This window comes from Rhodopseudomonas sp. (genome assembly GCF_036404135.1).
GTDB lineage: Bacteria > Pseudomonadota > Alphaproteobacteria > Rhizobiales > Xanthobacteraceae > Rhodopseudomonas_A.
Genome location: NZ_DASWPE010000014.1, coordinates 1 through 24949, shown reverse-complemented (window position 1 = coordinate 24949; position 24949 = coordinate 1). Strand labels below are relative to the sequence as shown.

The window sequence follows — 24949 nt, the reverse complement described above, 5'->3', positions numbered from 1 at the left end:
AAGTCTCATGGCCAAAGCTAAGTTTGAACGAAACAAGCCGCATTGCAACATCGGTACCATCGGTCACGTCGACCATGGCAAGACGTCGCTGACCGCGGCGATTACCAAGGTGTTGGCGGAAACGGGCGGTGCGACGTTCACGGCCTATGACCAGATCGACAAGGCCCCTGAAGAGAAGGCCCGCGGCATCACCATCTCGACCGCGCACGTCGAATACGAGACCCAGAACCGGCACTACGCCCACGTCGACTGCCCCGGCCACGCCGACTATGTGAAGAACATGATCACCGGCGCCGCGCAGATGGACGGCGCGATCCTGGTGGTGTCCGCCGCCGACGGCCCGATGCCGCAGACCCGCGAGCACATCCTGCTCGCCCGTCAGGTCGGCGTGCCGGCGCTGGTGGTGTTCCTGAACAAGTGCGACATGGTCGACGATCCGGAACTGCTCGAGCTCGTGGAAATGGAAGTCCGCGAATTGCTCTCGAAGTACGACTTCCCGGGCGACGACATTCCGATCGTCAAGGGTTCGGCGCTGGCCGCTCTGGAAAACAAGGACCCGAAGCTCGGTCATGACGCGATCCTGGAGCTGATGAAGGCGGTCGACGCCTACATCCCGCAGCCGGAGCGCCCGATCGACCAGCCGTTCCTGATGCCGGTGGAAGACGTGTTCTCGATCTCCGGTCGCGGCACCGTGGTGACCGGCCGCGTCGAGCGCGGCATCATCAAGGTCGGCGAGGAAATCGAAATCGTCGGTCTGCGCGACACCCAGAAGACCATCGTCACCGGCGTGGAAATGTTCCGCAAGCTGCTCGATCAGGGCCAGGCCGGCGACAACATCGGCGCGCTGCTGCGCGGCACCAAGCGCGAGGAAGTCGAGCGCGGTCAGGTGCTGTGCAAGCCGGGTTCGGTCAAGCCGCACACCAAGTTCAAGGCCGAGGCCTACATCCTCACCAAGGAAGAGGGCGGTCGTCACACCCCGTTCTTTACCAACTATCGGCCGCAGTTCTACTTCCGCACCACCGACGTCACCGGCGTCGTGCATCTGCCGGAAGGCACCGAGATGGTGATGCCGGGCGACAACATCGCCATGGAAGTTCACCTGATCGTGCCGATCGCGATGGAAGAAAAGCTGCGCTTCGCGATCCGCGAAGGCGGCCGCACCGTCGGCGCCGGCGTGGTGGCCTCGATCATCGAATAAGGCGAATAGCGAATAGGGAGCGGCGAATGGGGTTCTTCTCACTCGCTGCTCGCCACTCGCTACTCACCATTCGCTCCTAAAGAAAGACACGGCAATGAACGGCCAGAATATTCGCATCCGCCTCAAGGCGTTCGATCATCGGATCCTCGATTCATCGACCCGTGAGATCGTGAACACCGCGAAGCGAACCGGCGCGCAGGTCCGTGGACCGATCCCGCTGCCGACGCGCATCGAGAAGTTCACCGTCAACCGTTCGCCGCACGTCGACAAGAAGAGCCGCGAGCAGTTCGAGATGCGCACCCACAAGCGCCTTCTCGATATCGTCGATCCGACCCCACAGACCGTCGATGCTTTGATGAAGCTCGACCTGGCCGCCGGTGTCGACGTCGAGATCAAGCTTTAAGATTATTTGGATTCCCGTCCGGGTTTAGCGGACAGAAAGAACAGGAAGCACGCCGATGCGCTCCGGAGTGATCGCACAAAAGGTCGGGATGACGCGGGTCTTTACAGAGACCGGCGAACATATCCCAGTGACCGTGCTCAAGCTGGGCAATTGCCAGGTATTGGGTCATCGCACCACCGAGAAGAACGGCTACGTCGCGATGCAGCTCGGTTCGGGCAGCCGCAAGACGGTCTATCTGCCGAAGGCGGAGCGCGGCCAGTTCGCGGTCGCCAAGGTCGAGCCGAAGCGTAAGGTCGCGGAATTCCGCGTGTCGGAAGACGCGCTGATCCCGGTCGGCGCCGAGATCCAGGCCGACCATTTCGTGGTCGGGCAGTTCGTCGACGTCACCGGCACCTCGGTCGGTAAGGGCTTCGCCGGCGGCATCAAGCGCTGGAATTTCGGCGGCTTGCGCGCCACCCACGGCGTCTCGGTGTCGCATCGTTCGATCGGTTCGACCGGCGGCCGGCAAGATCCCGGCAAGACCTTCAAGAACAAGAAGATGCCCGGTCATATGGGCGTCGATCGCATCACCACGCTGAATTTGCGCGTGGTCCAGACCGACGTTGCGCGCGGCCTGATCCTCGTCGAAGGCGCCGTTCCCGGCTCCAAGGGCGGCTGGATCGCGGTGCGCGACGCGGTGAAAAAGGTGTTGCCGGCGGATGCGCCGAAGCCTGGCAAGTTCCGCCTGGCTGATGGCGGAGGCGAACAGGTCGCCGCAGCGCCTGCCGCCGAGCAGGAGGGCGTGTGAGATGGAATTGAAAGTCACCACGCTTGAGGGCAAGGAAGCTGGCTCCGTTCAGCTGTCCGACGAGATCTTCGGTCTCGACCCGCGCGTCGATATCATCCAGCGTTGCGTCAACTGGCAGCTCGCCAAGCGCCAGGCCGGCACCCACAAGGCCAAGGGCCGCGCGGAAGTCTGGCGCACCGGCAAGAAGATGTACAAGCAGAAGGGCACCGGCGGTGCGCGGCACGGCTCGCAGCGGGTGCCGCAGTTCCGCGGCGGCGGCCGGGCCTTCGGGCCGGTGGTTCGCTCGCACGCCTTCGATCTGCCGAAGAAGGTCCGCGCGCTGGCTCTGAAGCACGCGCTGTCGGCCAAGGCCAAGGACGGCGGGCTGATCGTGATCGAATCCGCGACGCTGGAAGCCGCCAAGACCAAGGCTCTGGTCGGGCACTTCTCGGGTCTCGGGCTGACCAGCGCGCTGATCATCGACGGGGCCGAGCTCAACAACGGTTTCGCGGTTGCGGCTCGCAACATTCCGAACATCGACGTGCTGCCGATCCAGGGCATCAACGTCTATGACATTCTTCGTCGTCAGAAGCTGGTTTTGACCAAGGCGGCGGTCGATGCGTTGGAGGCGCGCTTCAAATGAAGACTATTGATCCGCGCCACTACGACGTCATCGTCGCCCCTGTGGTGACCGAAAAGGCCACCGTCGCGTCCGAACACAACAAGGTGGTGTTCAAGGTCGCGAGCAAGGCCACCAAGCCGCAGATCAAGGAAGCGGTTGAGAAGTTGTTCGACGTCAAGGTGAAGAGCGTGAACACGCTGGTTCGCAAAGGCAAGACCAAGGTCTTCCGCGGCCAGTTCGGTTCGCAGTCCGACGTCAAGCGTGCGATCGTGACCCTCGAAGAGGGCCACCGCATCGACGTCACCACCGGGCTATGAGGCGGATACGACGATGGCACTGAAAAAATTCAATCCGACGACGCCGGGCCAGCGCCAGCTGGTGATGGTCGATCGTTCGGCGCTCTACAAGGGCAAGCCGGTCAAGTCGCTGACCGAGGGCAAGCATTCGGCGGGCGGCCGCAACAACACCGGCCGCATCGTGGTCCGGTTCCGCGGCGGTGGTCACAAGCAGACCTACCGGATCGTCGACTTCAAGCGCACCAAGGTCGACATGCCGGCGGTGGTGGAGCGGCTGGAATACGATCCGAACCGCACCGCGTTCATCGCGCTGATCAAGTACAGCGACGGCACCCAGGCCTATATCCTGGCGCCTCAGCGCCTGGCGGTCGGTGACACCGTGGTTGCCGGCGCCTATGTCGACGTCAAGCCGGGCAACGTGATGCCGCTCGGCAACATGCCGATCGGCACCATCGTCCACAACGTCGAACTGAAGATCGGCAAGGGCGGGCAGATCGCGCGCTCGGCGGGCACCTACGCCCAGCTGGTCGGCCGCGACCACGACTACGTCATCGTTCGCTTGAATTCCGGCGAGCAGCGCCTGGTTCACGGCCGCTGCACCGCGACGATCGGTGCGGTGTCGAACCCCGACCACATGAACATCTCGATCGGCAAGGCCGGTCGCGCCCGCTGGCTCGGCCGCAAGCCGCATAACCGCGGCGTCACCATGAACCCGGTCGACCATCCGCACGGCGGCGGCGAAGGCCGCACCTCGGGCGGCCGCCATCCGGTGACCCCGTGGGGCAAGCCGACCAAGGGCAAGAAGACGCGGTCGAACAAGTCGACCAACAAGTTCATTCTCATCAGCCGCCACAAGCGGAAGAAGTAAGGATAGCCGGACATGGTTCGCTCAGTCTGGAAAGGCCCGTTCGTCGAGGGCTCGCTTTTGAAGAAGGCGGATGCCGCTCGCTCCTCGGGCCGGCACGACGTGATCAAGATCTGGAGCCGTCGGTCGACGATCCTTCCGCAATTCGTCGGCCTGGTGTTCGGGGTCTATAACGGCCAGAAGCACGTTCCGGTTTCGGTCAACGAGGAAATGGTCGGGCACAAGTTCGGCGAGTTCTCGCCGACCCGGACCTTCCACGGCCATTCGGGCGACAAGAAAGCCAAGAAGGCTTGAGGATCTAGTTATGAGCAAACTAAAGCGCGAACGGAGCCTCCCCGATAACGAGGCCAAGGCGATCGCCCGGATGCTTCGGGTCAGCCCGCAGAAGTTGAATCTCGTCGCGCAGCTGATTCGCGGCCGGAAGGCTTCGGCTGCGCTCGCCGACCTGCAGTTTTCGCGCAAGCGGATCGCGGTCGATGTTAAGAAGTGCCTCGAATCGGCGATCGCGAATGCCGAGAACAATCACGACCTCGACGTCGACGCGCTGATCGTTTCCGAAGCGCATGTCGGCAAGGGCATCGTGATGAAGCGTTTCGCACCGCGCGGCCGTGGCCGTTCGGGCCGTATTCTTAAACCGTTCGCGCAGCTGACGATCGTTGTTCGTCAGGTCGAAGCCGAAGCAAGCGCTTAAAGCCAGGGCGCGGGAGACTTTCGATGGGTCAGAAGATCAATCCAATCGGGCTGCGCCTCGGCATCAACCGGACGTGGGATTCCCGTTGGTACGCCGGCAAGAACGAGTACGGCAAACTGTTGCACGAAGACGTCAAGATCCGTGAGATCCTGCACAAGGAATTGAAGCAGGCCGCGGTGGCGCGCATCGTGATCGAGCGCCCGCACAAGAAGTGCCGCGTCACGATCCACTCGGCGCGTCCGGGCGTGGTGATCGGCAAGAAGGGCGCCGACATCGACAAGCTTCGCAAGAAGGTTGCCGACATCACCGCCTCCGACGTGGTGATCAACATCGTCGAAATCCGCAAGCCGGAGCTCGACGCCACGCTGGTCGCCGAATCGATCGCCCAGCAGCTCGAGCGCCGCGTTGCGTTCCGTCGCGCCATGAAGCGCGCGGTGCAGTCGGCGATGCGTCTGGGCGCCGAAGGCATCCGGATCAATTGTTCGGGCCGTCTCGGCGGCGCGGAAATCGCCCGCATGGAGTGGTACCGTGAAGGTCGGGTGCCGCTGCACACGCTGCGCGCCGACATCGACTACGGTGTCGCCACCGCGTTCACCACGTTCGGCACCTGCGGCGTCAAGGTCTGGATCTTCAAGGGCGAGATCCTCGAGCACGACCCGATGGCGCAGGACAAGCGGATGGCCGAAGGCGACAATTCCCGGCCGCGCCGCGACGCCGCTTGATCGGTCTGATAGAAGGTTTGAGGGCGTAAGCCATGATGCAACCAAAGAAGACGAAGTTCCGCAAGGCGCATAAGGGCCGCATTCACGGCGTGGCGACCTCGGGTGCGACGTTGTCGTTCGGCCAGTTCGGCCTCAAGGCGATGGCGCCCGAGCGGATCACCGCCCGGCAGATCGAAGCCGCCCGTCGTGCGCTGACCCGCCACATGAAGCGCGCCGGCCGGGTCTGGATCCGGATCTTCCCGGACGTGCCGGTGTCGAAGAAGCCCGCCGAAGTCCGCATGGGCTCCGGCAAGGGCACCCCGGAATTGTGGGTCGCCCGCGTCAAGCCCGGCCGGGTGATCTTCGAGATCGACGGCGTCAACGTTCAGATCGCCAAGGAGGCGCTGACGCTCGCCGCCGCCAAATTGCCGATCAAGACGCGCTTCGTTGCGCGCATTGCGGAGTAAGGATTCAGGTGATGGCCGAGATGAAGACCGCCGATATCCGCGCGATGAGCCCTGACCAGATGGACGACGCCGTCGCCGATCTGAAGAAGGAACGTTTCAATCTGCGCTTCCAGCGCGCCACCGGGCAGCTCGAGAACACCTCGCGGCTGCGCGAGGCCCGCCGCGACATCGCACGCATCAAGACCATCGCCGCGCAAAAGCGCGACGCGAAGAAATAAGGGGCCGACATGCCAAAACGTACGCTGCAGGGCGTGGTCGTCAGCGACAAGCAAGCCAAGACGGTTGTGGTGCGCGTCGACCGCCGCTTCACCCACCCGATCTACAAGAAGACGATCCGCCGTTCCAAGAACTACCACGCCCATGACGAGAACAACGAGTTCAAGCCGGGCGATGTGGTGTGGATCGAGGAGAGCAAGCCGATCTCGAAGCTGAAGCGCTGGACCGTGGTCCGGGGCGAACAGAAGAAAACCGCCTAAGCGCTTGTTGCGCATCAGAGAGAGGACGAGGTGCATCAATGATTCAGATGCAGACCAACCTCGACGTGGCCGATAATTCCGGCGCACGCCGTGTTATGTGCATCAAGGTGCTTGGGGGTTCCAAGCGCCGGTATGCCACCGTTGGCGATGTCATTGTCGTGTCGATCAAGGAAGCCATCCCGCGCGGGAAGGTGAAGAAGGGCGACGTGATGAAAGCCGTGGTGGTGCGGGTCCGCAAGGACATCCGCCGCGCCGACGGTTCGGTGATCCGGTTCGACCGCAACGCCGCGGTGCTGATCAACAATCAGTCGGAGCCGGTCGGCACCCGTATTTTCGGGCCGGTGCCGCGCGAACTGCGCGCCAAGAACCACATGAAGATCATTTCGCTCGCGCCGGAGGTGCTGTGATGGCTGCCAAGATCCGGAAGGGTGACAAGGTTATCGTGCTGAACGGTCGCGACAAGGGTCGCACCGGCGAAGTGTTCGAGGTGCGTCCCACCGAGAACAAGGCGCTGGTTCGTGGCGTCAACCTGATGAAGCGTCACCAGAAGCAGACCCAGACCCAGGAAGGTGGCATCATCTCGAAAGAGGCGGCGATCCACCTGTCCAACATCGCAATCGTCGGCAAGGACGGCAAGCCGACCCGCGTTGGCTTCAAGATTCAGGCGGATGGCAAGAAGGTACGCATCGCCAAACGCTCGGGAGCAGAGATCGATGGCTGAGACCGCATACGTTCCGCGTTTACGCGAGCAGTTCGACCGGGAAATCCGCGGCAAGCTGACCGAACAATTCGGTTATGCCAATGTGATGCAGGTGCCCAGGCTCGACAAGGTGGTGCTCAACATGGGCATCGGCGAGGCCGTCAACGACCGCAAGAAGGCCGAGACGGCGGCCGCCGACCTCGCGCTGATCGCCGGCCAGAAGCCGATCGTGACCTATTCGCGGGTCGCCATCGCCACCTTCAAGCTGCGTGAAAACCAGCCGATCGGCGCCAAGGTGACGCTGCGCAAGGCCAAGATGTACGAGTTCATCGACCGGCTGATCAACGTCGCGCTGCCGCGCGTGCGAGATTTCCGCGGCCTGAACCCGAAGAGCTTTGACGGCCGCGGCAACTACTCGCTCGGCATCAAAGAGCACATCATTTTCCCCGAAATCGACTTCGACAAGATGGGGGAGACGTGGGGTATGGACGTCACGGTTTGCACCACGGCGCGTACCGACGACGAAGCCCGCGCGTTGTTGACCGCTTTCAATTTCCCGTTCCGGCAGTGAGACGCTGAAAAGCTCTCAAACGCGGTAACTCAGGAGCCAAGCATGGCGAAGAAAAGTTCGATCGAGAAGAATAACCGGCGCAAGCGGTTGACCAAGAACGCGGCGCCGAAGCGGGCGAAGCTGAAGGCGATCATCGCCGACAAGTCGAAGCCGATGGAAGAGCGTTTCGCGGCGACGCTGAAATTGTCCGAGATGCCCCGCAATTCGTCGGCGACGCGGATCCGCAACCGTTGCGAGATCACCGGCCGCGCGCGTTCGGTGTATCGCAAGAACAAGCTCAGCCGTATCGCGATCCGCGATCTCGGGTCCCGGGGCCTGGTCCCGGGTCTCGTGAAGTCCAGTTGGTAAGGGGGCGGGCATGTCAACGCACGATCCAATCAGCGATCTGATCACCCGTATCCGCAACGCGCAGATGCGCGCCAAGTCCAAGGTGTCGACCCCGGGCTCGAAGATGCGCGCCAACGTTCTCGAAGTTCTGAAGAGCGAAGGCTACATCCGCGGCTACGCCAGCGTCGAGCACGCGTCTGGCCGCAGCGAGCTCGAGATCGAGCTGAAATATTTCGACGGCGAGCCGGTGATCCGCGAAATCGAGCGGGTGTCGAAGCCGGGACGTCGGGTCTACGCGTCGGTGAAGAACCTGCCGCGCGTGAACAACGGCCTCGGAATTTCGGTTTTGTCGACGCCCAAGGGAATCATGGCCGACCACGAAGCGCGTGACGCGAACGTGGGCGGTGAAGTTCTCTTCACGGTGTTCTGAGGAAGGATTAGCCATGTCACGTGTTGGCAAAAAGCCCGTCGTGGTCCCCTCGGGAGTAACCGCGAGCGTCCAGGGACAGACCGTCACGATGAAGGGACCGAAGGGTCAGCTTCAGTTCATCGTGCACGACGACGTCGAAGTGAAGTTCGAGAACGGCTCGGTCACGGTGAAGCCGCGGGTCGAGACCAACCGGGCGCGAGCGCTGTACGGCACCGCGCGGGCCCAGGTCGCGAACCTGCTCGAAGGCGTCACAAAGGGCTTCGAGAGGAAGCTCGATATCACCGGCGTCGGCTATCGCGCAGCATTGCAGGGCAAGAAGCTGCAGCTCGCGCTCGGCTACAGCCACGATGTGGTTTACGACATTCCGGACGGCATCACCATTACGGTGCCGAAGCCGACCGAGATCAACATCTCGGGCAATGATTCGCAGCGCGTCGGTCAGGTGGCCGCGGAGATCCGCAGCTATCGTCCGCCGGAGCCCTACAAGGGCAAGGGCGTGCGTTATTCCGACGAGTTTATCTTCCGCAAGGAAGGCAAGAAGAAGTAACGGAGCCGGTCATGTCGAAACTCAAGATTACGAATGCCCGGCGCAAGCAACGCGTGAGGCTGTCGTTGCGCCGGATCGCCAATGGCCGGCCGCGGCTGTCGGTGTTCCGCTCGTCGAAGCACATCTACGCGCAGGTCATCGACGACCTCAAGGGCGAGACCTTGGCGTCGGCGTCGTCGCTGGAGAAGGCGATGCGCGATACCGGCAACACCGGCGCCAATATCGACGCCGCCAAGGCGGTCGGCAAGCTGCTGGCGGAACGCGCGGTGAAGAACGGCGTCACCGAAGTGGTGTTCGATCGCGGCGGCTATCTGTATCACGGGCGCATCAAGGCGCTCGCGGATGCGGCGCGCGAGAGCGGACTGAGCTTCTAAGTTTTGGATAACGGACACGAGGTCGGGGGCGCAAGCCTCTCAAGGATTGGAAAACACCATGGCAGGTGAACGCGAACGCGGTGGAGGCCACCGGGGCCCCCGGGAAGAGCGCGACAGTGAATTCGTCGACAAGCTCGTCCACATCAACCGGGTTGCGAAGGTCGTCAAGGGCGGCAAGCGGTTCGGCTTCGCCGCGCTGGTCGTGATCGGCGATCAGAAGGGCAGGGTCGGTTTCGGTCACGGCAAGGCGCGCGAAGTGCCGGAAGCGATCCGCAAGGCGACCGAGTCCGCGAAGCGCAACCTGACCCGCGTGCCGTTGCGCGAAGGTCGTACGCTGCATCACGATATCGCCGGCCGCCACGGTGCGGGTCGGGTCTATCTGCGTGCGGCGCCGGCCGGTACCGGCATCATCGCTGGCGGCCCGATGCGTGCGGTGTTCGAAACCCTCGGCATCCAGGACGTGGTGGCGAAGTCGATCGGCTCCTCGAACCCCTACAACATGGTTCGCGCCACCTTCGACGCGCTGAAGCACCAGGACTCGCCGCGCTCGGTTGCGGCGCGCCGCAACCTCAAGGTCTCCACCCTGCAGTCGCGCCGTGTCGGTGGCGACGCCGAAGTGGTCGCCGAATAACAACGTGGCACGATCCGGAGAAACCGCTACGGTTGCTCCGGGCCGCTCGTGCCAAGCTCGACAAGATGCGATCTGGAGTTGATGACGATGGCCAACGCCGCAAAGACAATCACGGTCGAACAGATCGGCAGCGCTATTCGCCGCCATCATTCGCAGCGCGCGACGCTGATCGGCCTCAATCTCAATAAGATCGGTCGCGTCGCCGAACTGCAGGACACCCCTGAAGTTCGCGGCATGATCACCAAGGTTCAGCACCTCGTTCGCATCGTCGACGAGAAATAAGGAGACAGGGCGATGAAGCTCAGCGATATCGCCGACAATGCCGGCTCGCGCAAGAAGCGTATGCGCGTCGGCCGTGGCATCGGTTCCGGCAAGGGCAAGACCGCTGGCCGTGGCGGCAAGGGTCAGACCGCGCGCTCCGGCGTGCGCATCAAGGGCTTCGAAGGCGGCCAGATGCCGCTGCATCGGCGGTTGCCGAAGCGCGGCTTCAACAACATCTTCCGGCTCGACTTCGCCGAGATCAACCTCGACCGGCTGCAGGAAGCCATCGACGCCAAGACCATCGACGGGTCGGGGGTGATCAACGCCGAGACGTTGGTGGCTTCCGGCGTGCTGCGGCGCGCCAAGGACGGCGTGCGGCTGCTCGGTCGCGGCGAGCTGAAGGCCAAGCTGACCATCGAAGTGCACGGCGCCACCAAGTCGGCGATCGAGGCGGTCGAGAAGGCTGGCGGCAGCGTGAAGATCCTGGCGCCGGCGAAGAAGGACGAGGGCGAGGCCGCGTAACATCCGCGTCATCCGCTTGGCAAAGCGGCGGCGGCAACGCCGGGACGGTGGATTTTTCGCAAGGCGCGCCCCAATTTGATGTCCGGCGTCAACCGCATGCCCGGACGGGCATGACGGTGCGAGCGGCGCAGGAGAAAGCCGAACATGGTCTCTGCAGCGGAACAACTTGCAGCCAATCTCAACTTCTCGGCGCTCGGCAAGGCCGAGGAGTTGAAGAAGCGCATCTGGTTCACCCTCGGTGCGCTGCTGGTGTATCGGCTGGGGACCTACATTCCGCTGCCGGGCATCGATCCGCACATCTGGGACCAGGTGTTCAAGTCGCAGGCCGGCGGCATCCTCGGCATGTTCAACATGTTCGCGGGCGGCGGCATCAATCGCATGGCGATTTTTGCCCTCAACATCATGCCCTACATCTCCGCCTCGATCATCATTCAGCTGCTGACCACGGTGTCGCCGCAGCTCGAAGCCTTGAAGAAAGAGGGCGAGTCCGGCCGAAAGACCATCAATCAATACACCCGCTATCTCACCGTGGTGCTCGCCGCGTTCCAGTCCTACGGCATCGCCGTCGGCCTGCAGGGCGCCGGCAACGTGGTCAGCGATCCCGGGCTGTTCTTCCTGCTGTCGACCGCGGTGACGCTGACCGGCGGCACGATGTTTCTGATGTGGCTCGGCGAGCAGATCACCTCGCGTGGCATCGGCAACGGCATTTCGCTGATCATTCTCGCCGGCATCGTCGCCGAACTGCCCTCGGCGCTGGCCGGGATGTTGGAATTGGGCCGCCAGGGCGCGCTGTCGACCGGCATCATCCTGGTGGTGCTGGTGATGGCCGTGGTCGTGATCGCCTTCATCGTGTTCATGGAGCGGGCGCAGCGCCGGCTGTTGATCCAGTATCCGAAGCGCCAGGTCGGCAACAAGATGTTCGAGGGCCAGTCCTCGCATCTGCCCTTGAAGCTCAACACCTCCGGCGTGATCCCGCCGATCTTCGCCTCGTCGCTGTTGCTGCTGCCCGCCACGGTGGCGAATTTCAACGCCGGCAAGGGCCCGGAATGGTTCCAGTGGATCACCACGCAGCTCGGCCACGGCCGGCCGTTGTTCCTATTGTTCTACATCGGCATGATCGTGTTCTTCGCGTTCTTCTACACCGCGATCGTGTTCAACCCGACCGAGACCGCGGACAATCTGAAGAAGCATGGCGGCTTCATCCCCGGCATTCGTCCCGGCGAGCGCACCGCGGAATACATCGATTTCGTGCTGTCGCGGATCACCGTGCTGGGCGCGGCCTATCTCGCGGTGGTGTGCCTCATTCCTGAGATCCTGATCTCCTACGCCGCGGTGCCGTTCTACTTCGGCGGCACCTCGCTGTTGATCGTGGTCAGCGTGACCATGGATACGGTGGCCCAAGTGCAGGGCTATCTGTTGGCGCATCAGTACGAAGGACTGATCCGGAAGTCGAAACTAAGGGGCCGCCGCAAATGAGACTGATCCTTCTCGGGCCGCCAGGGGCGGGCAAGGGAACGCAGGCACTTCGGCTGGTTCAGCGTTACGGCATCGTTCAACTCTCCACCGGCGACATGCTGCGCGCCGCGGTCAAGGCGGAGACCCCGATCGGGTTGAAGGCCAAGGACATCATGGCGAGCGGCGCGCTGGTGCCCGACGACGTGGTGGTCGGCATCATCTCGGATCGGCTGGATCAGCCGGACGCCGCCAACGGCTTCATCCTCGACGGCTTTCCGCGCACCGTGCCGCAGGCCGAGGCGCTCGACCTGCTGCTCAAGGCCAAGCAGGTGAAGCTCGATGCCGTGATCGAATTGCGGGTCAATGAGGGCGCGCTGCTGGCGCGGGTCGAGACCCGGGTCGCGGAAATGCAGGCGCGCGGCGAAGCGGTGCGGGCCGACGATACGCCCGAGGTGCTGTCGAAGCGGCTGGCCAGCTATCGCAGCCAGACCGAGCCCTTGATCCATTATTACTCCGAGCAGCGCAAGCTACTCACCGTCGACGGCATGATGACCATCGAAGAGGTCACCAAGGAAATCGACCGGGTGCTGGCGGCGATCCGCAGCGCCGACGCCAAGAAGACGGTGGCCAAGGCTGCGGCGGCGAAATCCGCGCGGCGGGCCTCGAAGGCGGTCGGCAAGGGCCGCAAGGCGTCTTCCAGCAAGGCGTCCGGCAAGGCCACCGAATCGGCGGCGAAGCCGGCGGCCAAGAAGGCCGCCAAGGTGACCAAGAAGGCCGCGGCGAAAAAGGCCGCTAAGGTGACCAAGAAGGCTGCGAAGTCGAAGGCGCCCAAGAAGGTTGCGAAGCAGACCACCAAGGCAGCGGCCAAGAGCACCGCTGCCAAGGCCAAAAAGCCCGCGAGCAAGGCTAAAAAGCCCGCCGCCAAGGCGAAAAAGCCGGCTTCCAAGCCGGGCAAGGCCGCCAAGGTCGCCAAGGCAACGTCGCGAAAGGCGGCCGGTAAAACGGCCAAAAAGGTCACGAAACGGCGAGCTAAGGTCTAGAGTCGGTTGACGAAACCGACTCGAGTCCTTTAATAAGGCCCCATTCCGTCGGATTTTCGGACGATGCCGGGCCCCAAGAGACCAGAGGGGAGGGCGTCGTGTTCGCCGTTGGTGAACAACCGCCCGAGTTAGCGAAAGAACAGCCGGTCGAGATGGCCGGCGACAGGAGAGAAGTCTGTGGCCCGTATAGCCGGCGTGAACATTCCGACCAACAAGCGCGTCCTGATCGCGCTGCAGTATATCCATGGCATCGGCCAGAAGAACGCGGCCGACATCCTGGACAAGGTCAAGATCGCGGTTGACAAGCGCGTCAACCAGCTGAGCGACCAGGAAGTCTTGCAGATCCGCGAAGTGATCGACCGCGACTACATGGTCGAGGGCGATCTTCGTCGCGAGACCGGCATGAATATCAAGCGGCTGATGGATCTGGGCTGCTACCGCGGCCTGCGGCATCGCCGCGGTCTGCCGGTACGTGGTCAGCGCACCCATACCAACGCGCGCACCCGCAAGGGTCCGGCGAAGTCGATCGCCGGCAAGAAGAAGTAAGTTTTCTGCGAATAGCGAGTGGCGAATAGCGAATAGAATTCTATTCGCCATTCGCTATTCGCCATTGGCATTTTCGGTGTAGCCGCTGGCATGACGGCGGCGTTGAGATCTGTGGAAAGGTAGAGAATGAGCAAGGAAGCCACCCGCGTCCGCCGTCGCGAGCGCAAGAACATCGCCTCCGGCATCGCGCACGTCAATTCGTCGTTCAACAACACCACCATCACTATTACCGACGCGCAGGGCAACACCATTGCCTGGTCGTCGGCCGGCACGATGGGCTTCAAGGGCTCGCGCAAGTCGACCCCCTATGCGGCGCAGGTTGCGGCCGAAGACGTCTCCAAGAAGGCGCAGGAACACGGCATGCGCACCCTGGAAGTCGAGGTCGCGGGTCCGGGTTCGGGCCGTGAATCGGCGCTGCGCGCGTTGCAGGCCGCGGGCTTCACCGTCACCTCGATCCGCGACGTGACCACGATCCCGCACAATGGTTGCCGCCCGCGCAAGCGTCGGCGGGTCTGATATTTCAACCGCCGGCGGCCCGGCCGCCGGCGTTTCGTTTTGATGCTATCGCGCGGACTGCTCCGCGATCTCCAACGCCAGAGATTTTCATTGGCATGGGTGAAACAGTGACGATCCAGAAAAATTGGCAAGAACTGATTCGGCCGAACAAGCTCGTGGTCACGCCGGGCTCCGACCCGACGCGTTTTGCGACGCTGGTGGCCGAACCGCTCGAGCGCGGCTTCGGCCAGACGCTCGGCAACGCGCTGCGGCGCGTGCTGCTGTCATCGCTGCAGGGTGCCGCGGTGCAGTCGGTTCACATCGACGGCGTGCTGCATGAGTTCTCCTCGATCGCCGGGGTGCGCGAAGACGTCACCGACATCGTGCTGAACGTCAAGGACATCTCGATCAAGATGCAGGGCGAAGGCCCCAAGCGCATGGTCGTGAAGAAGCAAGGCCCCGGCACCGTCACCGCCGGCGACATCCAGACCGTCGGCGACGTCGTGGTGCTGAACCCGGATCTGCAGATCTGCACGCTGGACGAGGGCGCCGAGATCCGCATGGAATTCACCGTGTCCGGCGGCAAGGGCTACGTCGCCGCCGAGCGCAACCGTCCCGAGGACGCGCCGATCGGGCTGATCCCGGTCGACAGCTTGTTCTCCCCGGTGCGCAAGGTGTCCTACAAGGTCGAGAACACCCGCGAGGGCCAGATCCTCGACTACGACAAGCTGACCATGACGATCGAGACCAACGGCGCGATTTCGCCGGACGACGCGGTGGCCTATGCCGCGCGCATCCTGCAGGATCAGCTCAACGTGTTCGTCAACTTCGAAGAGCCGCGCAAGGAAGTCACCCAGGAGATCATCCCGGATCTGGCGTTCAATCCGGCGTTCCTCAAGAAGGTCGACGAGTTGGAATTGTCGGTGCGTTCGGCGAACTGCCTGAAGAACGACAACATCGTCTATATCGGCGACCTGGTGCAGAAGTCGGAAGCGGAAATGCTGCGCACCCCGAACTTCGGCCGCAAGTCGCTGAACGAGATCAAGGAAGTGCTGGCCCAGATGGGGCTGCATCTCGGCATGGAAGTGCCGGGCTGGCCGCCGGAAAACATCGACGAACTGGCCAAGCGCTTCGAAGACCACTACTGAGCGAATGGCGAATGGCGAGTAGCGAATGGAAATTGGACCATTCGCTATTCGCCACTCACTACTCGCTTCCCCGGGCGAACGCAGGCAGCCCACCTGAGCAAAAAGTCCGACGAACCGTCGCGACAGTTTGAAATTTGAGGATTTTATCATGCGTCACGGCAAGGTTCATCGGAAGCTCAACCGCACCGCCGAGCATCGCAAGGCGATGTTCGCCAATATGTGCGCGTCGCTGATCAAGCACGAGCAGATCGTCACCACGCTGCCGAAGGCCAAGGAGCTCCGCCCGATCGTGGAGAAACTGGTCACGCTCGGCAAGAAGGGCGGGCTGGCGCTGCGCCGCCAGGCGATCAGCGAGATGAAGGACCAGGATCAGGTCAAGAAGCTGTTCGACGTGCTGGCCAAGCGCTACGCCGACCGCCAGGGCGGCTACACCCGCATCATCAAGGCCGGCTTCCGCTACGGCGACAACGCGCCGATGGCGGTGATCGAATTCGTCGACCGCGACGAGAACGCCAAGGGCCTCGACTCCGGCCAGGCCGACGACAAGGCGGCGTAAGCGCCGAGAATCGGCTAGAATATCTTCGTAGAAATTCTTTTGAGGAGTTTCTCATGCGAAAGATAACAGTCGACGGTAAGCTCGATCATCTGTTTGTGGATGATCGAGATTCGGGGATAGAGGCCCTCGACGAAAAGGCCAGGGTGCCGTCCTACGGCGGAAATAATCTTTACCGACCGAGCCGGGCGCTCTCGGACGCCGAGAGCGAATTGGCAAACCGCATCGGGACGGTCGCTCCGGCAGATAATTCCTAGACCTACTGATAATTCGAAGCGTCGTCGTTTTGAAGTATGCGCTGTGGCGGACGATTTTATTACGCTTTATCGGCCGGATATCTTTGAGCGCTTCCGTGGCGACGGTTTTGCCGATCCGCTGGATGCGCGGCAGTGGTTCGCAAGCTGCCTGGCATTCCAGTACGACGACATCGCCAAGCGACATTCGTGCGAAATCAGAATTTCCCCGACGCGTCTCGAAGAGGTGCGGCTGTTGTGGAAGCGCGATACCGGCCGCATTGATATTCTTGGCGACACCATCCCGGATCATTTCAAGCAGGCGGGTTTCCTCGCATATTGGCTGCGCCGCAGAATGGTGGTCGGCTGGTCAGAGCGCCATTCGGCCCAGCATCCCACCGCAGAGCAGGACAGATTCCTCCTGGCGGTCAACGAGGTCTGCGCGTTTCTGGTGGGGCTGCGTCTGTGTGTGTATTTTGAGTACAAGGATCTCATCGATAGCACGGATCACATTGGACATCGGCTGCAGGAATTGCACCTGGCCAGAAATCTGAAATTCGATATTGCTACGCTGCTGAGGCACAAGAATGTGTCGCCGCATGCGCTTTATTTGATCTACCGCACGCTATTCTACGACATGACCAAGCCGGAATGGAATGCGCCGGTGTTGTCGCTGGTGAGATAACGTTTGCCGGCCATTCCGGCGCCGCCGATATTTCTCGCGCGCACCGCAATTGCGCCGCGGCCCCCCGCACCCGATATCTGCGTCATCAACCAAGGAGACAGCAGATGAAGATCGATCTTTCCGGCAAGACCGCGCTGGTCACCGGCTCCACCGCCGGCATCGGCCACGCCATCGCCAAGGGGCTCGCCGCCGCCGGCGCCAATGTGGTGGTCAACGGCCGCAGCCAGGGCAAGGTCGACGCCGCGGTCGAAGCGATCGGCAAGGTCGCCGCCGGCGGCAAGATCATCGGGGTCGCCGCCGACGTTTCCACCGCGGATGGCTGCGACGCGCTGGTCACCGCCTATCCCGACGTCGACATCCTGATCAACAATGCCGGGATCTTCGAGCCGAAAGGCTTCTTCGACATTCCCGACGAGGACTGGGAGCGGTTCTTCGACGTCAACGTGATGAGCGGGATCAGGCTGTCGCGCGCCTACATGCCGGCGATGCTGAGCCGCAACTGGGGCCGCATCGTCTTCATCGCCTCGGAATCCGCGATCATGATTCCGAAGGAGATGATCCACTACGGCATGACCAAGACCGCGCAGCTGTCGATTTCGCGCGGGCTCGCCGAGATGACCCGCGGCACCGCGGTCACCGTCAACGCCGTGCTGCCGGGGCCGACGATGTCGGAGGGCGTGCAGACCTTCGTCGCTGATCTCGCCAGGCAGAACGGCGAATCCGAGAAGGAAGCCGCGGCGAACTTCATCAAGCAGCACCGGCCGGGCTCGCTGATCCAGCGCTTCGCCAGCGTCGAGGAGGTCGCCAACATGGTGGTCTATGTCAGCTCCAAAGAGGCCTCCGCCACCAACGGCGCCGCGCTGCGCGTCGAGGGCGGGCTGCTGCAGACGATTGCGTAGCAGAGCCGGAGACCCGCGGGACGGGCGGCACAATCGAGGCAGGGCGCTCCTGCGATTCGCTGCCCCCACCCCAACCCTCCCCCGCAAGCGGGAGAGGGGCTCGCTGCCGTCGGGGCTGGTTCAGCGGCGAAGTAACGGGAGGAGAGACAACGGGATCAGCAGGCCAGAGGGGTTGCAAGCGATTGATCAGCGTCGCTGACGTTGAGTTTGTCCGCGCCCGCCGCCGCATTGGCAGCCGGACTCCCTCTCCCGCTTGCGGGGGAGGGTCGGGGAGGGGGAAGCCACCGGCACAGTCGCGCAACCCACGGACCATCGGCAGCGCCGCGGCGCCACCGCCCTCAATCCGTGATGCCGTAGCGATGCAGGTCGTTGCCGAAGCCGTCGAGCCACTTCTTGGCGCGCTCCATCTGCGGACAGACCTTGCCGACCACCCGCCAGAACTTCGCCGAGTGGTTCATCTCCACCAGATGCCCGACCTCGTGCGCCGCGAGGTAATCCAGCACATAGGGCGGCGCCAGAATGAGCCGCCAGGAAAACGACAGCGACCCCGCCGAGGTGCAGGAGCCCCAGCGGCTGGACTGGTCGCGGATCGAGATCCGCTTTACCTTGACGCCGAGCAGCTCGGCATAATGCTGCGCCGCCTTGGACAGATCGCGGCGCGCCTCGCGTTTGAGAAAGTCATGCACCCTTCGATCGATGTGTTCGGGTTCGCCGGCGACGCAGATGATGCGCTCGCCGGACTCGCGGGTCTCTACCCACACCGTGCCGCGGACGCCGGCGCGGTGCACGATCTTATGGTCGGTGCCGCGCAACGGCACCAGAGTTCCGGGATGAAACGGCGCCGCCTTCGGCAGCCGGCCAAGACGCGCCGCGATCCAGGCGCCGTGACGCTGCGCGAATTCCTTGGCGTCGACCAGCGTGCCGCGCGGCGGCATGGTCAGGATCGCTTCGCGATCGCTCGGATGAATCCGCAAGGTGTAACGTCGCGCGCGCCGGTGACGTCGCAGCCGGATGGCGAAAATCTGGGAGCCGAACTTGACGGCAATGGATTGGGGCTCGGCGGGACGCCGATAAAGGAGTGCGCGAAAGGCCATTTCTGCAGATCCGAACAGGGAGAATTCCCCCGGATTCTGCCATATCCGCCGCCATTGGAAGCGCTCGGCGCAAAAACAAATCATTTGCCCAATATACAGCTGAGCCGGCTTATGGCACCCCTACCAAAAGGGGCCCGGAACACCTGATCCTGGATTCAAAAAATGGTTTTTCGGGCTGAAGTAATGAATCTCCGGCCAATTGTATAACTGGCCCGGTTTTCTGCATTCTCGCGGCGATATCAGCAGCTTAACTTGCTCGACGCCGAATCACCGTCCACACCGCGCACGCCGCATCGCTGCGCTGGCGCGCGGCGTCACGCGTAGCAGTGCTACTCCGCGGCGTTGGCCGGCTTGGCATTGGCCGCCGACACCATGAAGTCGGAAATCCGCGGCACGATTTCGGAGCGGAAACGCGAGCCGTTGAACACGCCGTAATGGCCGACGCCCTTCTGCACGTAGTGCACCCGCCGTTCGTTCGGGATCGCGGTGCACAGCCGATGCGTCGCCTCGGTCTGGCCGAGCCCGGAGATGTCGTCGTTCTCGCCTTCCACCGTCATCAGCGCGGTGCGGGTGATCTTGCCCGGATCGACCCGCTTGCCCCGGTGCATCATCTCGCCCTTCGGCAACGCGTGCTTGACGAACACCACGTCGACGGTCTGCAGATAATATTCCGCGGTCAGATCCATCACCGCGAGATATTCGTCGTAGAAGTCGCGGTGCTTGTCGGCGAGGTCGCCGTCGCCCTGCACCAGATGATTGAACAGGTTCTTGTGGGCGTCCATGTGGCGGTCGAGATTCATGCTGATGAAGCCGTTGAGCTGCAGGAATCCCGGATAGACGTCGCGCATCACCCCGGGATGCGGGAACGGAACCTTGGTGATGACATGGTTGCGAAACCAGTCGATGCCGCGTTCCGCCGCCAGATTGTTGACCGCGGTCGGATTGCTGCGGGTGTCGATCGGCCCGCCCATCAGCGTCATCGACAGCGGCACGAACGGATCATGCGCGGCTTCCATCACCGACACCGCGGCCAAAACCGGCACCGAGGGCTGGCACACCGCGATCACGTGCACGTTGCCGCCGAGGTGCTGCAGCATCTCGATGACGTAATCGACATAGTCGTCGAGATCGAAGCGGCCGTCGGCGAGCGGCACCATGCGGGCGTCGGACCAGTCGGTGATGTAGACGTCGTGGGTCGGCAGAAACGCCTCCACGGTGCCGCGCAGCAGAGTGGCGTAGTGGCCGGACATCGGCGCCACGATCAGCACCCGCGGCTGCGCGTGACGCAGCGGCCGCTCGTGCAGGCGGTTGAAATGCAACAGCCGGCAGAACGGCTTCTCCCACACCGGCTCGATCGCGATCGGGGTCCGCACGCCCAGCACTTCGGTAGAGTCGAGGCCCCATTCCGGCTTAGCGTAGCGCCGCGTGGTGCGCTCGAACACTTCGCAGGCCGCGGCGATCGATTTGCCGAGCTCGGTATGGGTCCACGGATTGAGCGGATTCTGGAACATGATCTTGGTGACGTCGCCGAGCGCCCGCGCCGGATTGAGCGAGGCATGCGCCAGCTCGTAGAACCAGTACATCGGCGTGGTCAGCGCCGGACTGACTTCGGCCGGCAGCTCCGGCGGGCGGCCAAATTCACCAATGACGTTCGGCATCGCGTCCCTCTACATCCGGTTCCAGCGCGGCATAGTGGCGATTGCGCAGCACAGCGTCAATGCGCAGTTCCTTGATTGGGCAAGATCAGGTTCCGCCGCGCGCGCCCGGTAGAATTACTCACCACCCTGGATCAGCGAGCCATACCGCCGCGCGCTGTTGAGCAGCCACAGGAAGCTCGCAAATGACGCCGCGAACAGCACCGCATTGATCAGCAACGCGGAAATCATCAGATCGGCGCGAAAGACATGCTCGATCAACAGCGCCCGCATGCCTTCGAACACATAGGTCGGTGGCAACATCCATGCCACCAACTGCAGCCAATGTGGCAACACCGTAACCGGATAGTACACGCAGGCCAGCGGCATCAGCCCGAACATCACGGTCCAGACGATGCTTTCGGCGCCGAGCCCGTTGCGCAGCACCAGCCCGGAGACGAAGATACCGAGCGCCCAGCCGGTGAAGATCAGGTTGCAGAAGAACGCCACCAGCGGCAGCCCGAAGCCGAACAGGTTGAAGTCGAACATCAGGGTGGCGAGCGCCAGCATCGGCACGATGCCGATCGCCAGCCGGATCAGGCTCATCAGCATCAAGGCGATCAGGAATTCGATCGGCTTCAGCGGGCTCATCATCAGATTGCCGAGATTGCGCGCCCACATCTCTTCCAGGAACGAGATCGAAAAGCCGAGCTGGCCGCGGAACAGGATGTCCCACAGGATCACCGCGCCGATCAGCGTGCCGCCGGCCTGGGCGAAGAACCCGGCATTCTGCGAGATGTAGTTCTGCAGGAAGCCCCAGGTGACGATCTGCAGCGCCGGCCAATACACCAGTTCCAACAGCCGCGGCCATGACGACAGCAATAGATACCAGTAGCGCAGGATCATCGCGCCGATGCGGTGGGCGGCGATGCCGCGATGGACCACGGCGTTCATGATTCCTCGCCCTGCAACACCCCGTCCTGCACCCGGCCGCGGGCGACGTCGAGAAACACCTCTTCCAGCGTGGCGCGATTGTAGCGCTGCATGATGGCGTCCGGGCTATCGTCGTCCTCGATGCGGCCTCGCTTCATGATGATGACGCGGTCGCACAACCGCTCGACCTCCAGCATGTTGTGCGAGGCCAAGAGGATGGTGGCGCCGTGCTGCTTGCGATAGGCCTCCAGCCGCTGCCGCACCCAGTCGGCGGTGTCCGGATCGAGCGAGGCGGTCGGTTCGTCGAGCAGCAGCAGGTCGGGCCGGTTGATCAGCGCTTTCGCCAGCGCCACCCGCGTCTTCTGCCCGGCCGACAGCTTGCCGTTGGCGCGATCGAGGAACTCGTTGAGATCGAGATCGCTGGCGAGCTGCGCGATCCGCTCGCGCAGGTCCGGCACCGCATAGAGCTTGCCGAACACCGTCAGATTCTGCCGCACCGTCAGCCGCATCGGCATGTCGACATAGGGGCTTTCGAAATTCATCCGGCCGAGCACGTCCTCGCTTTGCGCCGGCATCGCGTAGCCCAGCACCCGCACCGAACCGGAGGTCGGCAGCACCAGCCCCATGATCATCGCGATGGTGGTGGTCTTGCCGGCGCCGTTGCCGCCGAGCAGCCCGGTGATGCTGCCGCGCGCGATGCTGAACGAGACGTCGTCGACCGCCCGGGCGGTCTTGTAGATCTTGACCAGATGCGCAACGTCGATCGCCGCGGCGTGGTCCGGATCGGGCGCAGGGGTGCCTTGCGGCGAGGCGGATCTTTTGTGGGTCATGCCGCCGTTCCTGAGCCATCAGCGCCGCCAGCGCAAGATGCGGCGCGGCGTGGATTTGTGATCGCGCGGCGGCGCGGCGGTGATTGACCGCGCGGACGTGCGGTGGCTCCGGTCCCGAGCGGCTCGCCCACAAACCACCGGGTCATTCCGGGGCGCGAGCAGCTTGCTGCGAGCGAACCAGGAATCTTGCCGCACGTTACGGCGGATCGCCCCTCCTACGAGTTGCGAGATTCCGGGTTCGCCCGGGCTGTCGCCCTCCCGCCCCGGAATGACGGCATATCCGGTTTGTGATCGCGCGGCGCCACGGCTAGTGTTCCCGCATGACCGATACCGCAGCCGCCGATTTCCGCCATCCGCGCCGCCACGTCCGGCTCGATACCATCCTGCGGCTGCGCTGGCTGGCGGCGCTAGGGCAGCTCGCCGCGGTCTTCGTGGTCGCCCACGGCCTCGAATTCGAGCTGCCGGTGGTGCCCTGCCTGGCCATCATCGCGCTGTCGGGCCTCGTCAATCTGGCGCTGCAGATCGCCTTCAATCCGATGCAGCGGCTGGAACCGCTGCATGCAGCAGCATTGCTGGCGCTCAACATCGCCGAACTCGCCGGGCTGTTGTTTCTGACCGGCGGGCTGCAGAACCCGTTTTCGTTCCTGTTCCTCGGCCCGGTGCTGATCGCCGCCACCGCGCTGCCGACCAGGATGACGATCGCGCTCGGCATCTTCGCGGCGGGCTGCGCCGGCGCGCTGTTGTTCTACCACCTGCCGCTGCCGTGGGACCCCGAGGACCCGGTGGTGCTGCCGCAGATCTATCTGATGGGGGTCTGGCTCTCGATCCTGCTGGCGATCGGCGTCACCAGCCTCTACACCTTCCAGGTCACCGAGGAGGCGCGCAAATTGTCCGACGCGCTGTCGGCCACCGAGCTGGTGCTGACCCGCGAGCAGCATCTGACCCAGCTCGACGGCCTCGCCGCCGCCGCCGCGCACGAACTCGGCACGCCGCTGTCGACCATCTTCCTGATCGCGCGCGAACTCGATCACAGCGTCCCCGCCGGCAGCCCGATCGCCGGCGACCTCAAGACCTTGCGCGAACAGGCGCAGCGCTGCCGCGACATCCTCGGCAAGATCACCCAGTTGTCGTCCTCCGGCGCGCCGTTCGACCGCATGCCGCTGTCGACGCTGATCGAGGAGGCGGTGGCGCCGCACCGCGATTTCGGCATCGACATCCGGGTGCGGATCGCGGTCGCCGGGGTCAGGGAGCCGGTGGTGATGCGCAATCCGGCGATTCTGTACGGCGTCGGCAACATTCTGGAGAACGCCGTCGACTTCGCCCGTGCCACCGTCGAGGTCAACGCCTGGTGGAATGCCGAGACGGTGCAGATCGTGATTTCCGACGACGGCCCCGGCATCGCGCCGGACATGCTGCGGCGGATCGGCGAGCCGTATCTGTCGCGCCGCCGCGCCGCCGAGGCGCAGGGCGAACATGTCGGGCTCGGGCTCGGCGTGTTCATCGCCCGCACCCTGTTGGAGCGCACCGGCGCCAAGGTCTCGTTCGGCAACAAGACCTTCCCCGACCACGGCGCGGTGGTGCAGATCGTCTGGCCGCGCGCCGATTTCGAAACCGTCCACCCCTCGGCGGAGGCCGAAGCCGACGCCTGAGCCGGCGTCGCGCGCTTTTGTCGCGCAGCGCGCCGGCCCGATCCGCGGCCGACGGGCTTGGCAGCGCCGGCGCGGCTCGCCATATGTTGAAGGGCCGCCAGGAGATGCACGAACCGTGAACGCCATTCCCGAATTGTCCGGCTACGCCGATCGCTCTTTGCTGATCGTGGAGGACGACAAGCCGTTTCTCGAGCGGCTGTCGCGCGCCATGGAGACCCGCGGCTTCGCCGTGACCGCCTGCGACAACGTCGCCGAGGGCCTGGTGCAGATCGGCCGCGCGGCGCCGGCCTTCGCGGTGGTGGATCTGCGGCTCGGCGACGGCAACGGCCTCGACGTCGTCGCCGCGCTGAAGCAGCAGCGCCCCGACGCCCGCGCCATCGTGCTGACCGGCTACGGCAACATCGCCACCGCAGTGACCGCGGTGAAGATGGGCGCGGTGGACTATCTGTCGAAGCCGGCGGACGCCGACGACGTGGTCGCCGCCCTGCTCGCCTCGGGCAGCGAAAAATCCGAACTGCCGCAAAATCCGATGTCGGCCGACCGGGTGCGCTGGGAGCATATCCAGCGGATCTACGAGATGTGCAACCGCAACGTCTCGGAAACCGCGCGCCGGCTCAACATGCACCGCCGCACCCTGCAGCGCATTTTGGCGAAGCGCGCGCCGCGCTAGCTGTGGAGCCTCAACAGGTTGTCCCCGAACAGAGCGAGTCGGCTGATGGGTGTTTGTGATTTTATGCCGCCGTGGGGGCGATGCCAGTTGTATCTGTGCAGCCAGACCGGCAGTTCGAGGGCGCGGCGTTGTGAGGTCGGATAGGCTTTTGCATAGGCCCATTCTCGGAGGGCGCTTTGGATGAAGCGCTCGGCCTTGCCGTTGGTCTTGGGCGTATAGGGCCTGGTGCGGACATGC

Annotated in this window: 38 protein-coding genes; 33 read left to right on the top strand and 5 right to left on the bottom strand. The window is 63.7% G+C overall.

The genetic code is table 11. The features are described from left to right. The first annotated feature begins 7 nt into the window (after positions 1-7). The 31 genes from tuf (at position 8) to VGC77_RS01500 (ending at position 17902) form a co-directional block, all read left to right on the top strand. Complete coding sequence (gene tuf / locus VGC77_RS01650) at positions 8-1198, top strand: elongation factor Tu (RefSeq protein ID WP_331169821.1); 1191 nt, start codon at positions 8-10, stop codon at positions 1196-1198. A 94-nt stretch (positions 1199-1292) separates the two neighbouring features. Beyond that, positions 1293-1601, top strand: a complete 309-nt coding sequence (gene rpsJ, locus VGC77_RS01645) for a 30S ribosomal protein S10 (RefSeq protein ID WP_011473876.1) — start codon at positions 1293-1295, stop codon at positions 1599-1601. 55 nt (positions 1602-1656) lie between these two features. Next, entirely contained in the window at positions 1657-2388 is a 732-nt protein-coding gene (gene rplC, locus VGC77_RS01640) for a 50S ribosomal protein L3 (RefSeq protein WP_331169820.1), read from the top strand. A gap of 1 nt (position 2389) precedes the next feature. Beyond that, positions 2390-3010, top strand: coding sequence for a 50S ribosomal protein L4 (gene rplD / locus VGC77_RS01635; protein ID WP_011473874.1), 621 nt, complete (start codon positions 2390-2392; stop codon positions 3008-3010). Next, the gene (locus tag VGC77_RS01630; protein WP_184259583.1) at positions 3007-3306 is read left to right on the top strand and encodes a 50S ribosomal protein L23; all 300 of its coding nucleotides are present in this window, start codon (positions 3007-3009) and stop codon (positions 3304-3306) included. The genes rplD and VGC77_RS01630 overlap by 4 nt, the downstream gene beginning before the upstream one ends. A gap of 13 nt (positions 3307-3319) precedes the next feature. Next, positions 3320-4153, top strand: coding sequence for a 50S ribosomal protein L2 (rplB, locus tag VGC77_RS01625; protein WP_331169819.1), 834 nt, complete (start codon positions 3320-3322; stop codon positions 4151-4153). Positions 4154-4165: 12 nt separating this feature from the next. Next, the gene (gene rpsS, locus VGC77_RS01620) at positions 4166-4444 is read left to right on the top strand and encodes a 30S ribosomal protein S19 (protein WP_100417518.1); all 279 of its coding nucleotides are present in this window, start codon (positions 4166-4168) and stop codon (positions 4442-4444) included. 10 nt (positions 4445-4454) lie between these two features. Further along, positions 4455-4841, top strand: a complete 387-nt coding sequence (gene rplV / locus VGC77_RS01615; protein ID WP_331169818.1) for a 50S ribosomal protein L22 — start codon at positions 4455-4457, stop codon at positions 4839-4841. Between the two features lie 23 nt (positions 4842-4864). Further along, on the top strand, positions 4865-5563 hold the full coding sequence (rpsC, locus tag VGC77_RS01610; protein ID WP_011473869.1) for a 30S ribosomal protein S3: 699 nt from the start codon (positions 4865-4867) through the stop codon (positions 5561-5563). A 32-nt stretch (positions 5564-5595) separates the two neighbouring features. Further along, complete coding sequence (gene rplP / locus VGC77_RS01605; RefSeq protein ID WP_331169817.1) at positions 5596-6009, top strand: 50S ribosomal protein L16; 414 nt, start codon at positions 5596-5598, stop codon at positions 6007-6009. 11 nt (positions 6010-6020) lie between these two features. Continuing rightward, positions 6021-6227, top strand: coding sequence for a 50S ribosomal protein L29 (gene rpmC / locus VGC77_RS01600; RefSeq protein ID WP_331169816.1), 207 nt, complete (start codon positions 6021-6023; stop codon positions 6225-6227). 9 nt (positions 6228-6236) lie between these two features. Beyond that, the gene (gene rpsQ / locus VGC77_RS01595) at positions 6237-6485 is read left to right on the top strand and encodes a 30S ribosomal protein S17 (RefSeq protein ID WP_011473866.1); all 249 of its coding nucleotides are present in this window, start codon (positions 6237-6239) and stop codon (positions 6483-6485) included. Positions 6486-6523: 38 nt separating this feature from the next. Further along, positions 6524-6892: a 50S ribosomal protein L14 gene (gene rplN, locus VGC77_RS01590; RefSeq protein WP_011473865.1), complete on the top strand. Its 369-nt coding sequence runs from the start codon at positions 6524-6526 to the stop codon at positions 6890-6892. Continuing rightward, positions 6892-7206 (top strand): 50S ribosomal protein L24, encoded by a 315-nt coding sequence (rplX, locus tag VGC77_RS01585; protein WP_331169815.1) that lies wholly within the window; start codon positions 6892-6894, stop codon positions 7204-7206. The genes rplN and rplX overlap by 1 nt, the downstream gene beginning before the upstream one ends. Beyond that, entirely contained in the window at positions 7199-7756 is a 558-nt protein-coding gene (gene rplE / locus VGC77_RS01580) for a 50S ribosomal protein L5 (protein WP_011473863.1), read from the top strand. The genes rplX and rplE overlap by 8 nt, the downstream gene beginning before the upstream one ends. 42 nt (positions 7757-7798) lie before the next feature. Beyond that, positions 7799-8104, top strand: a complete 306-nt coding sequence (gene rpsN, locus VGC77_RS01575) for a 30S ribosomal protein S14 (protein ID WP_011473862.1) — start codon at positions 7799-7801, stop codon at positions 8102-8104. Positions 8105-8114: 10 nt separating this feature from the next. Next, a complete protein-coding gene (gene rpsH / locus VGC77_RS01570) occupies positions 8115-8513 on the top strand; it encodes a 30S ribosomal protein S8 (RefSeq protein ID WP_044411664.1) in 399 nt (132 codons plus the stop codon). A gap of 13 nt (positions 8514-8526) precedes the next feature. Continuing rightward, entirely contained in the window at positions 8527-9060 is a 534-nt protein-coding gene (gene rplF / locus VGC77_RS01565) for a 50S ribosomal protein L6 (protein WP_331169814.1), read from the top strand. 11 nt (positions 9061-9071) lie between these two features. Next, positions 9072-9434 carry a 50S ribosomal protein L18 gene (gene rplR / locus VGC77_RS01560; RefSeq protein ID WP_011473859.1) on the top strand — a complete coding sequence of 121 codons (363 nt, stop codon included), beginning with the start codon at positions 9072-9074 and terminating at the stop codon, positions 9432-9434. A 58-nt stretch (positions 9435-9492) separates the two neighbouring features. Then, a complete protein-coding gene (gene rpsE, locus VGC77_RS01555) occupies positions 9493-10065 on the top strand; it encodes a 30S ribosomal protein S5 (RefSeq protein WP_011473858.1) in 573 nt (190 codons plus the stop codon). 87 nt (positions 10066-10152) lie between these two features. Continuing rightward, complete coding sequence (gene rpmD, locus VGC77_RS01550) at positions 10153-10347, top strand: 50S ribosomal protein L30 (RefSeq protein WP_331169813.1); 195 nt, start codon at positions 10153-10155, stop codon at positions 10345-10347. 12 nt (positions 10348-10359) lie between these two features. Continuing rightward, complete coding sequence (gene rplO / locus VGC77_RS01545) at positions 10360-10848, top strand: 50S ribosomal protein L15 (protein ID WP_331169812.1); 489 nt, start codon at positions 10360-10362, stop codon at positions 10846-10848. Positions 10849-10992: 144 nt separating this feature from the next. Continuing rightward, positions 10993-12324, top strand: coding sequence for a preprotein translocase subunit SecY (gene secY / locus VGC77_RS01540; RefSeq protein WP_331169811.1), 1332 nt, complete (start codon positions 10993-10995; stop codon positions 12322-12324). Further along, the gene (locus VGC77_RS01535) at positions 12321-13343 is read left to right on the top strand and encodes an adenylate kinase (protein ID WP_331169810.1); all 1023 of its coding nucleotides are present in this window, start codon (positions 12321-12323) and stop codon (positions 13341-13343) included. Before secY ends, VGC77_RS01535 begins: the two co-directional genes overlap by 4 nt. A 177-nt stretch (positions 13344-13520) precedes the next feature. After that, positions 13521-13889 carry a 30S ribosomal protein S13 gene (gene rpsM, locus VGC77_RS01530; RefSeq protein WP_184259595.1) on the top strand — a complete coding sequence of 123 codons (369 nt, stop codon included), beginning with the start codon at positions 13521-13523 and terminating at the stop codon, positions 13887-13889. Positions 13890-14015: 126 nt separating this feature from the next. Continuing rightward, entirely contained in the window at positions 14016-14405 is a 390-nt protein-coding gene (gene rpsK, locus VGC77_RS01525) for a 30S ribosomal protein S11 (protein WP_331169809.1), read from the top strand. Positions 14406-14500: 95 nt separating this feature from the next. Then, positions 14501-15532, top strand: coding sequence for a DNA-directed RNA polymerase subunit alpha (locus tag VGC77_RS01520; RefSeq protein ID WP_331169808.1), 1032 nt, complete (start codon positions 14501-14503; stop codon positions 15530-15532). Between the two features lie 148 nt (positions 15533-15680). Beyond that, positions 15681-16088, top strand: a complete 408-nt coding sequence (gene rplQ, locus VGC77_RS01515; RefSeq protein WP_331169807.1) for a 50S ribosomal protein L17 — start codon at positions 15681-15683, stop codon at positions 16086-16088. A 53-nt stretch (positions 16089-16141) separates the two neighbouring features. Continuing rightward, positions 16142-16342 (top strand): hypothetical protein, encoded by a 201-nt coding sequence (locus VGC77_RS01510; RefSeq protein ID WP_331169806.1) that lies wholly within the window; start codon positions 16142-16144, stop codon positions 16340-16342. A 43-nt stretch (positions 16343-16385) separates the two neighbouring features. Beyond that, positions 16386-17003 carry a hypothetical protein gene (locus VGC77_RS01505; protein ID WP_331169805.1) on the top strand — a complete coding sequence of 206 codons (618 nt, stop codon included), beginning with the start codon at positions 16386-16388 and terminating at the stop codon, positions 17001-17003. 104 nt (positions 17004-17107) lie between these two features. After that, on the top strand, positions 17108-17902 hold the full coding sequence (locus tag VGC77_RS01500; RefSeq protein WP_331169804.1) for an SDR family oxidoreductase: 795 nt from the start codon (positions 17108-17110) through the stop codon (positions 17900-17902). 338 nt (positions 17903-18240) lie between these two features. On the opposite strand, the gene VGC77_RS01495 is transcribed toward VGC77_RS01500, so the two are convergent. The 4 genes from VGC77_RS01495 to VGC77_RS01480 form a co-directional block, all read right to left on the bottom strand. Beyond that, positions 18241-19080: a SprT family zinc-dependent metalloprotease gene (locus tag VGC77_RS01495; RefSeq protein WP_331169803.1), complete on the bottom strand. Its 840-nt coding sequence runs from the start codon at positions 19078-19080 to the stop codon at positions 18241-18243. Between the two features lie 245 nt (positions 19081-19325). After that, complete coding sequence (locus VGC77_RS01490) at positions 19326-20654, bottom strand: polyhydroxyalkanoate depolymerase (RefSeq protein ID WP_331169802.1); 1329 nt, start codon at positions 20652-20654, stop codon at positions 19326-19328. Positions 20655-20768: 114 nt separating this feature from the next. Next, on the bottom strand, positions 20769-21584 hold the full coding sequence (locus VGC77_RS01485; protein WP_331169801.1) for an ABC transporter permease: 816 nt from the start codon (positions 21582-21584) through the stop codon (positions 20769-20771). Continuing rightward, complete coding sequence (locus VGC77_RS01480) at positions 21581-22393, bottom strand: ABC transporter ATP-binding protein (protein WP_331169800.1); 813 nt, start codon at positions 22391-22393, stop codon at positions 21581-21583. Before VGC77_RS01480 ends, VGC77_RS01485 begins: the two co-directional genes overlap by 4 nt. 320 nt (positions 22394-22713) lie before the next feature. Between VGC77_RS01480 and VGC77_RS01475 the strand changes: the two genes are divergently transcribed. Both VGC77_RS01475 and VGC77_RS01470 read left to right on the top strand, forming a co-directional pair. Next, the gene (locus VGC77_RS01475; protein WP_331169799.1) at positions 22714-24042 is read left to right on the top strand and encodes an ActS/PrrB/RegB family redox-sensitive histidine kinase; all 1329 of its coding nucleotides are present in this window, start codon (positions 22714-22716) and stop codon (positions 24040-24042) included. A 115-nt stretch (positions 24043-24157) separates the two neighbouring features. Further along, the gene (locus VGC77_RS01470) at positions 24158-24712 is read left to right on the top strand and encodes an ActR/PrrA/RegA family redox response regulator transcription factor (RefSeq protein WP_331169798.1); all 555 of its coding nucleotides are present in this window, start codon (positions 24158-24160) and stop codon (positions 24710-24712) included. On the opposite strand, the gene VGC77_RS01465 is transcribed toward VGC77_RS01470, so the two are convergent. After that, a partial coding sequence (locus VGC77_RS01465) for an integrase core domain-containing protein (RefSeq protein ID WP_331169797.1) occupies positions 24709-24949 on the bottom strand: 241 nt, incomplete at its 5' end. The genes VGC77_RS01470 and VGC77_RS01465 overlap by 4 nt on opposite strands.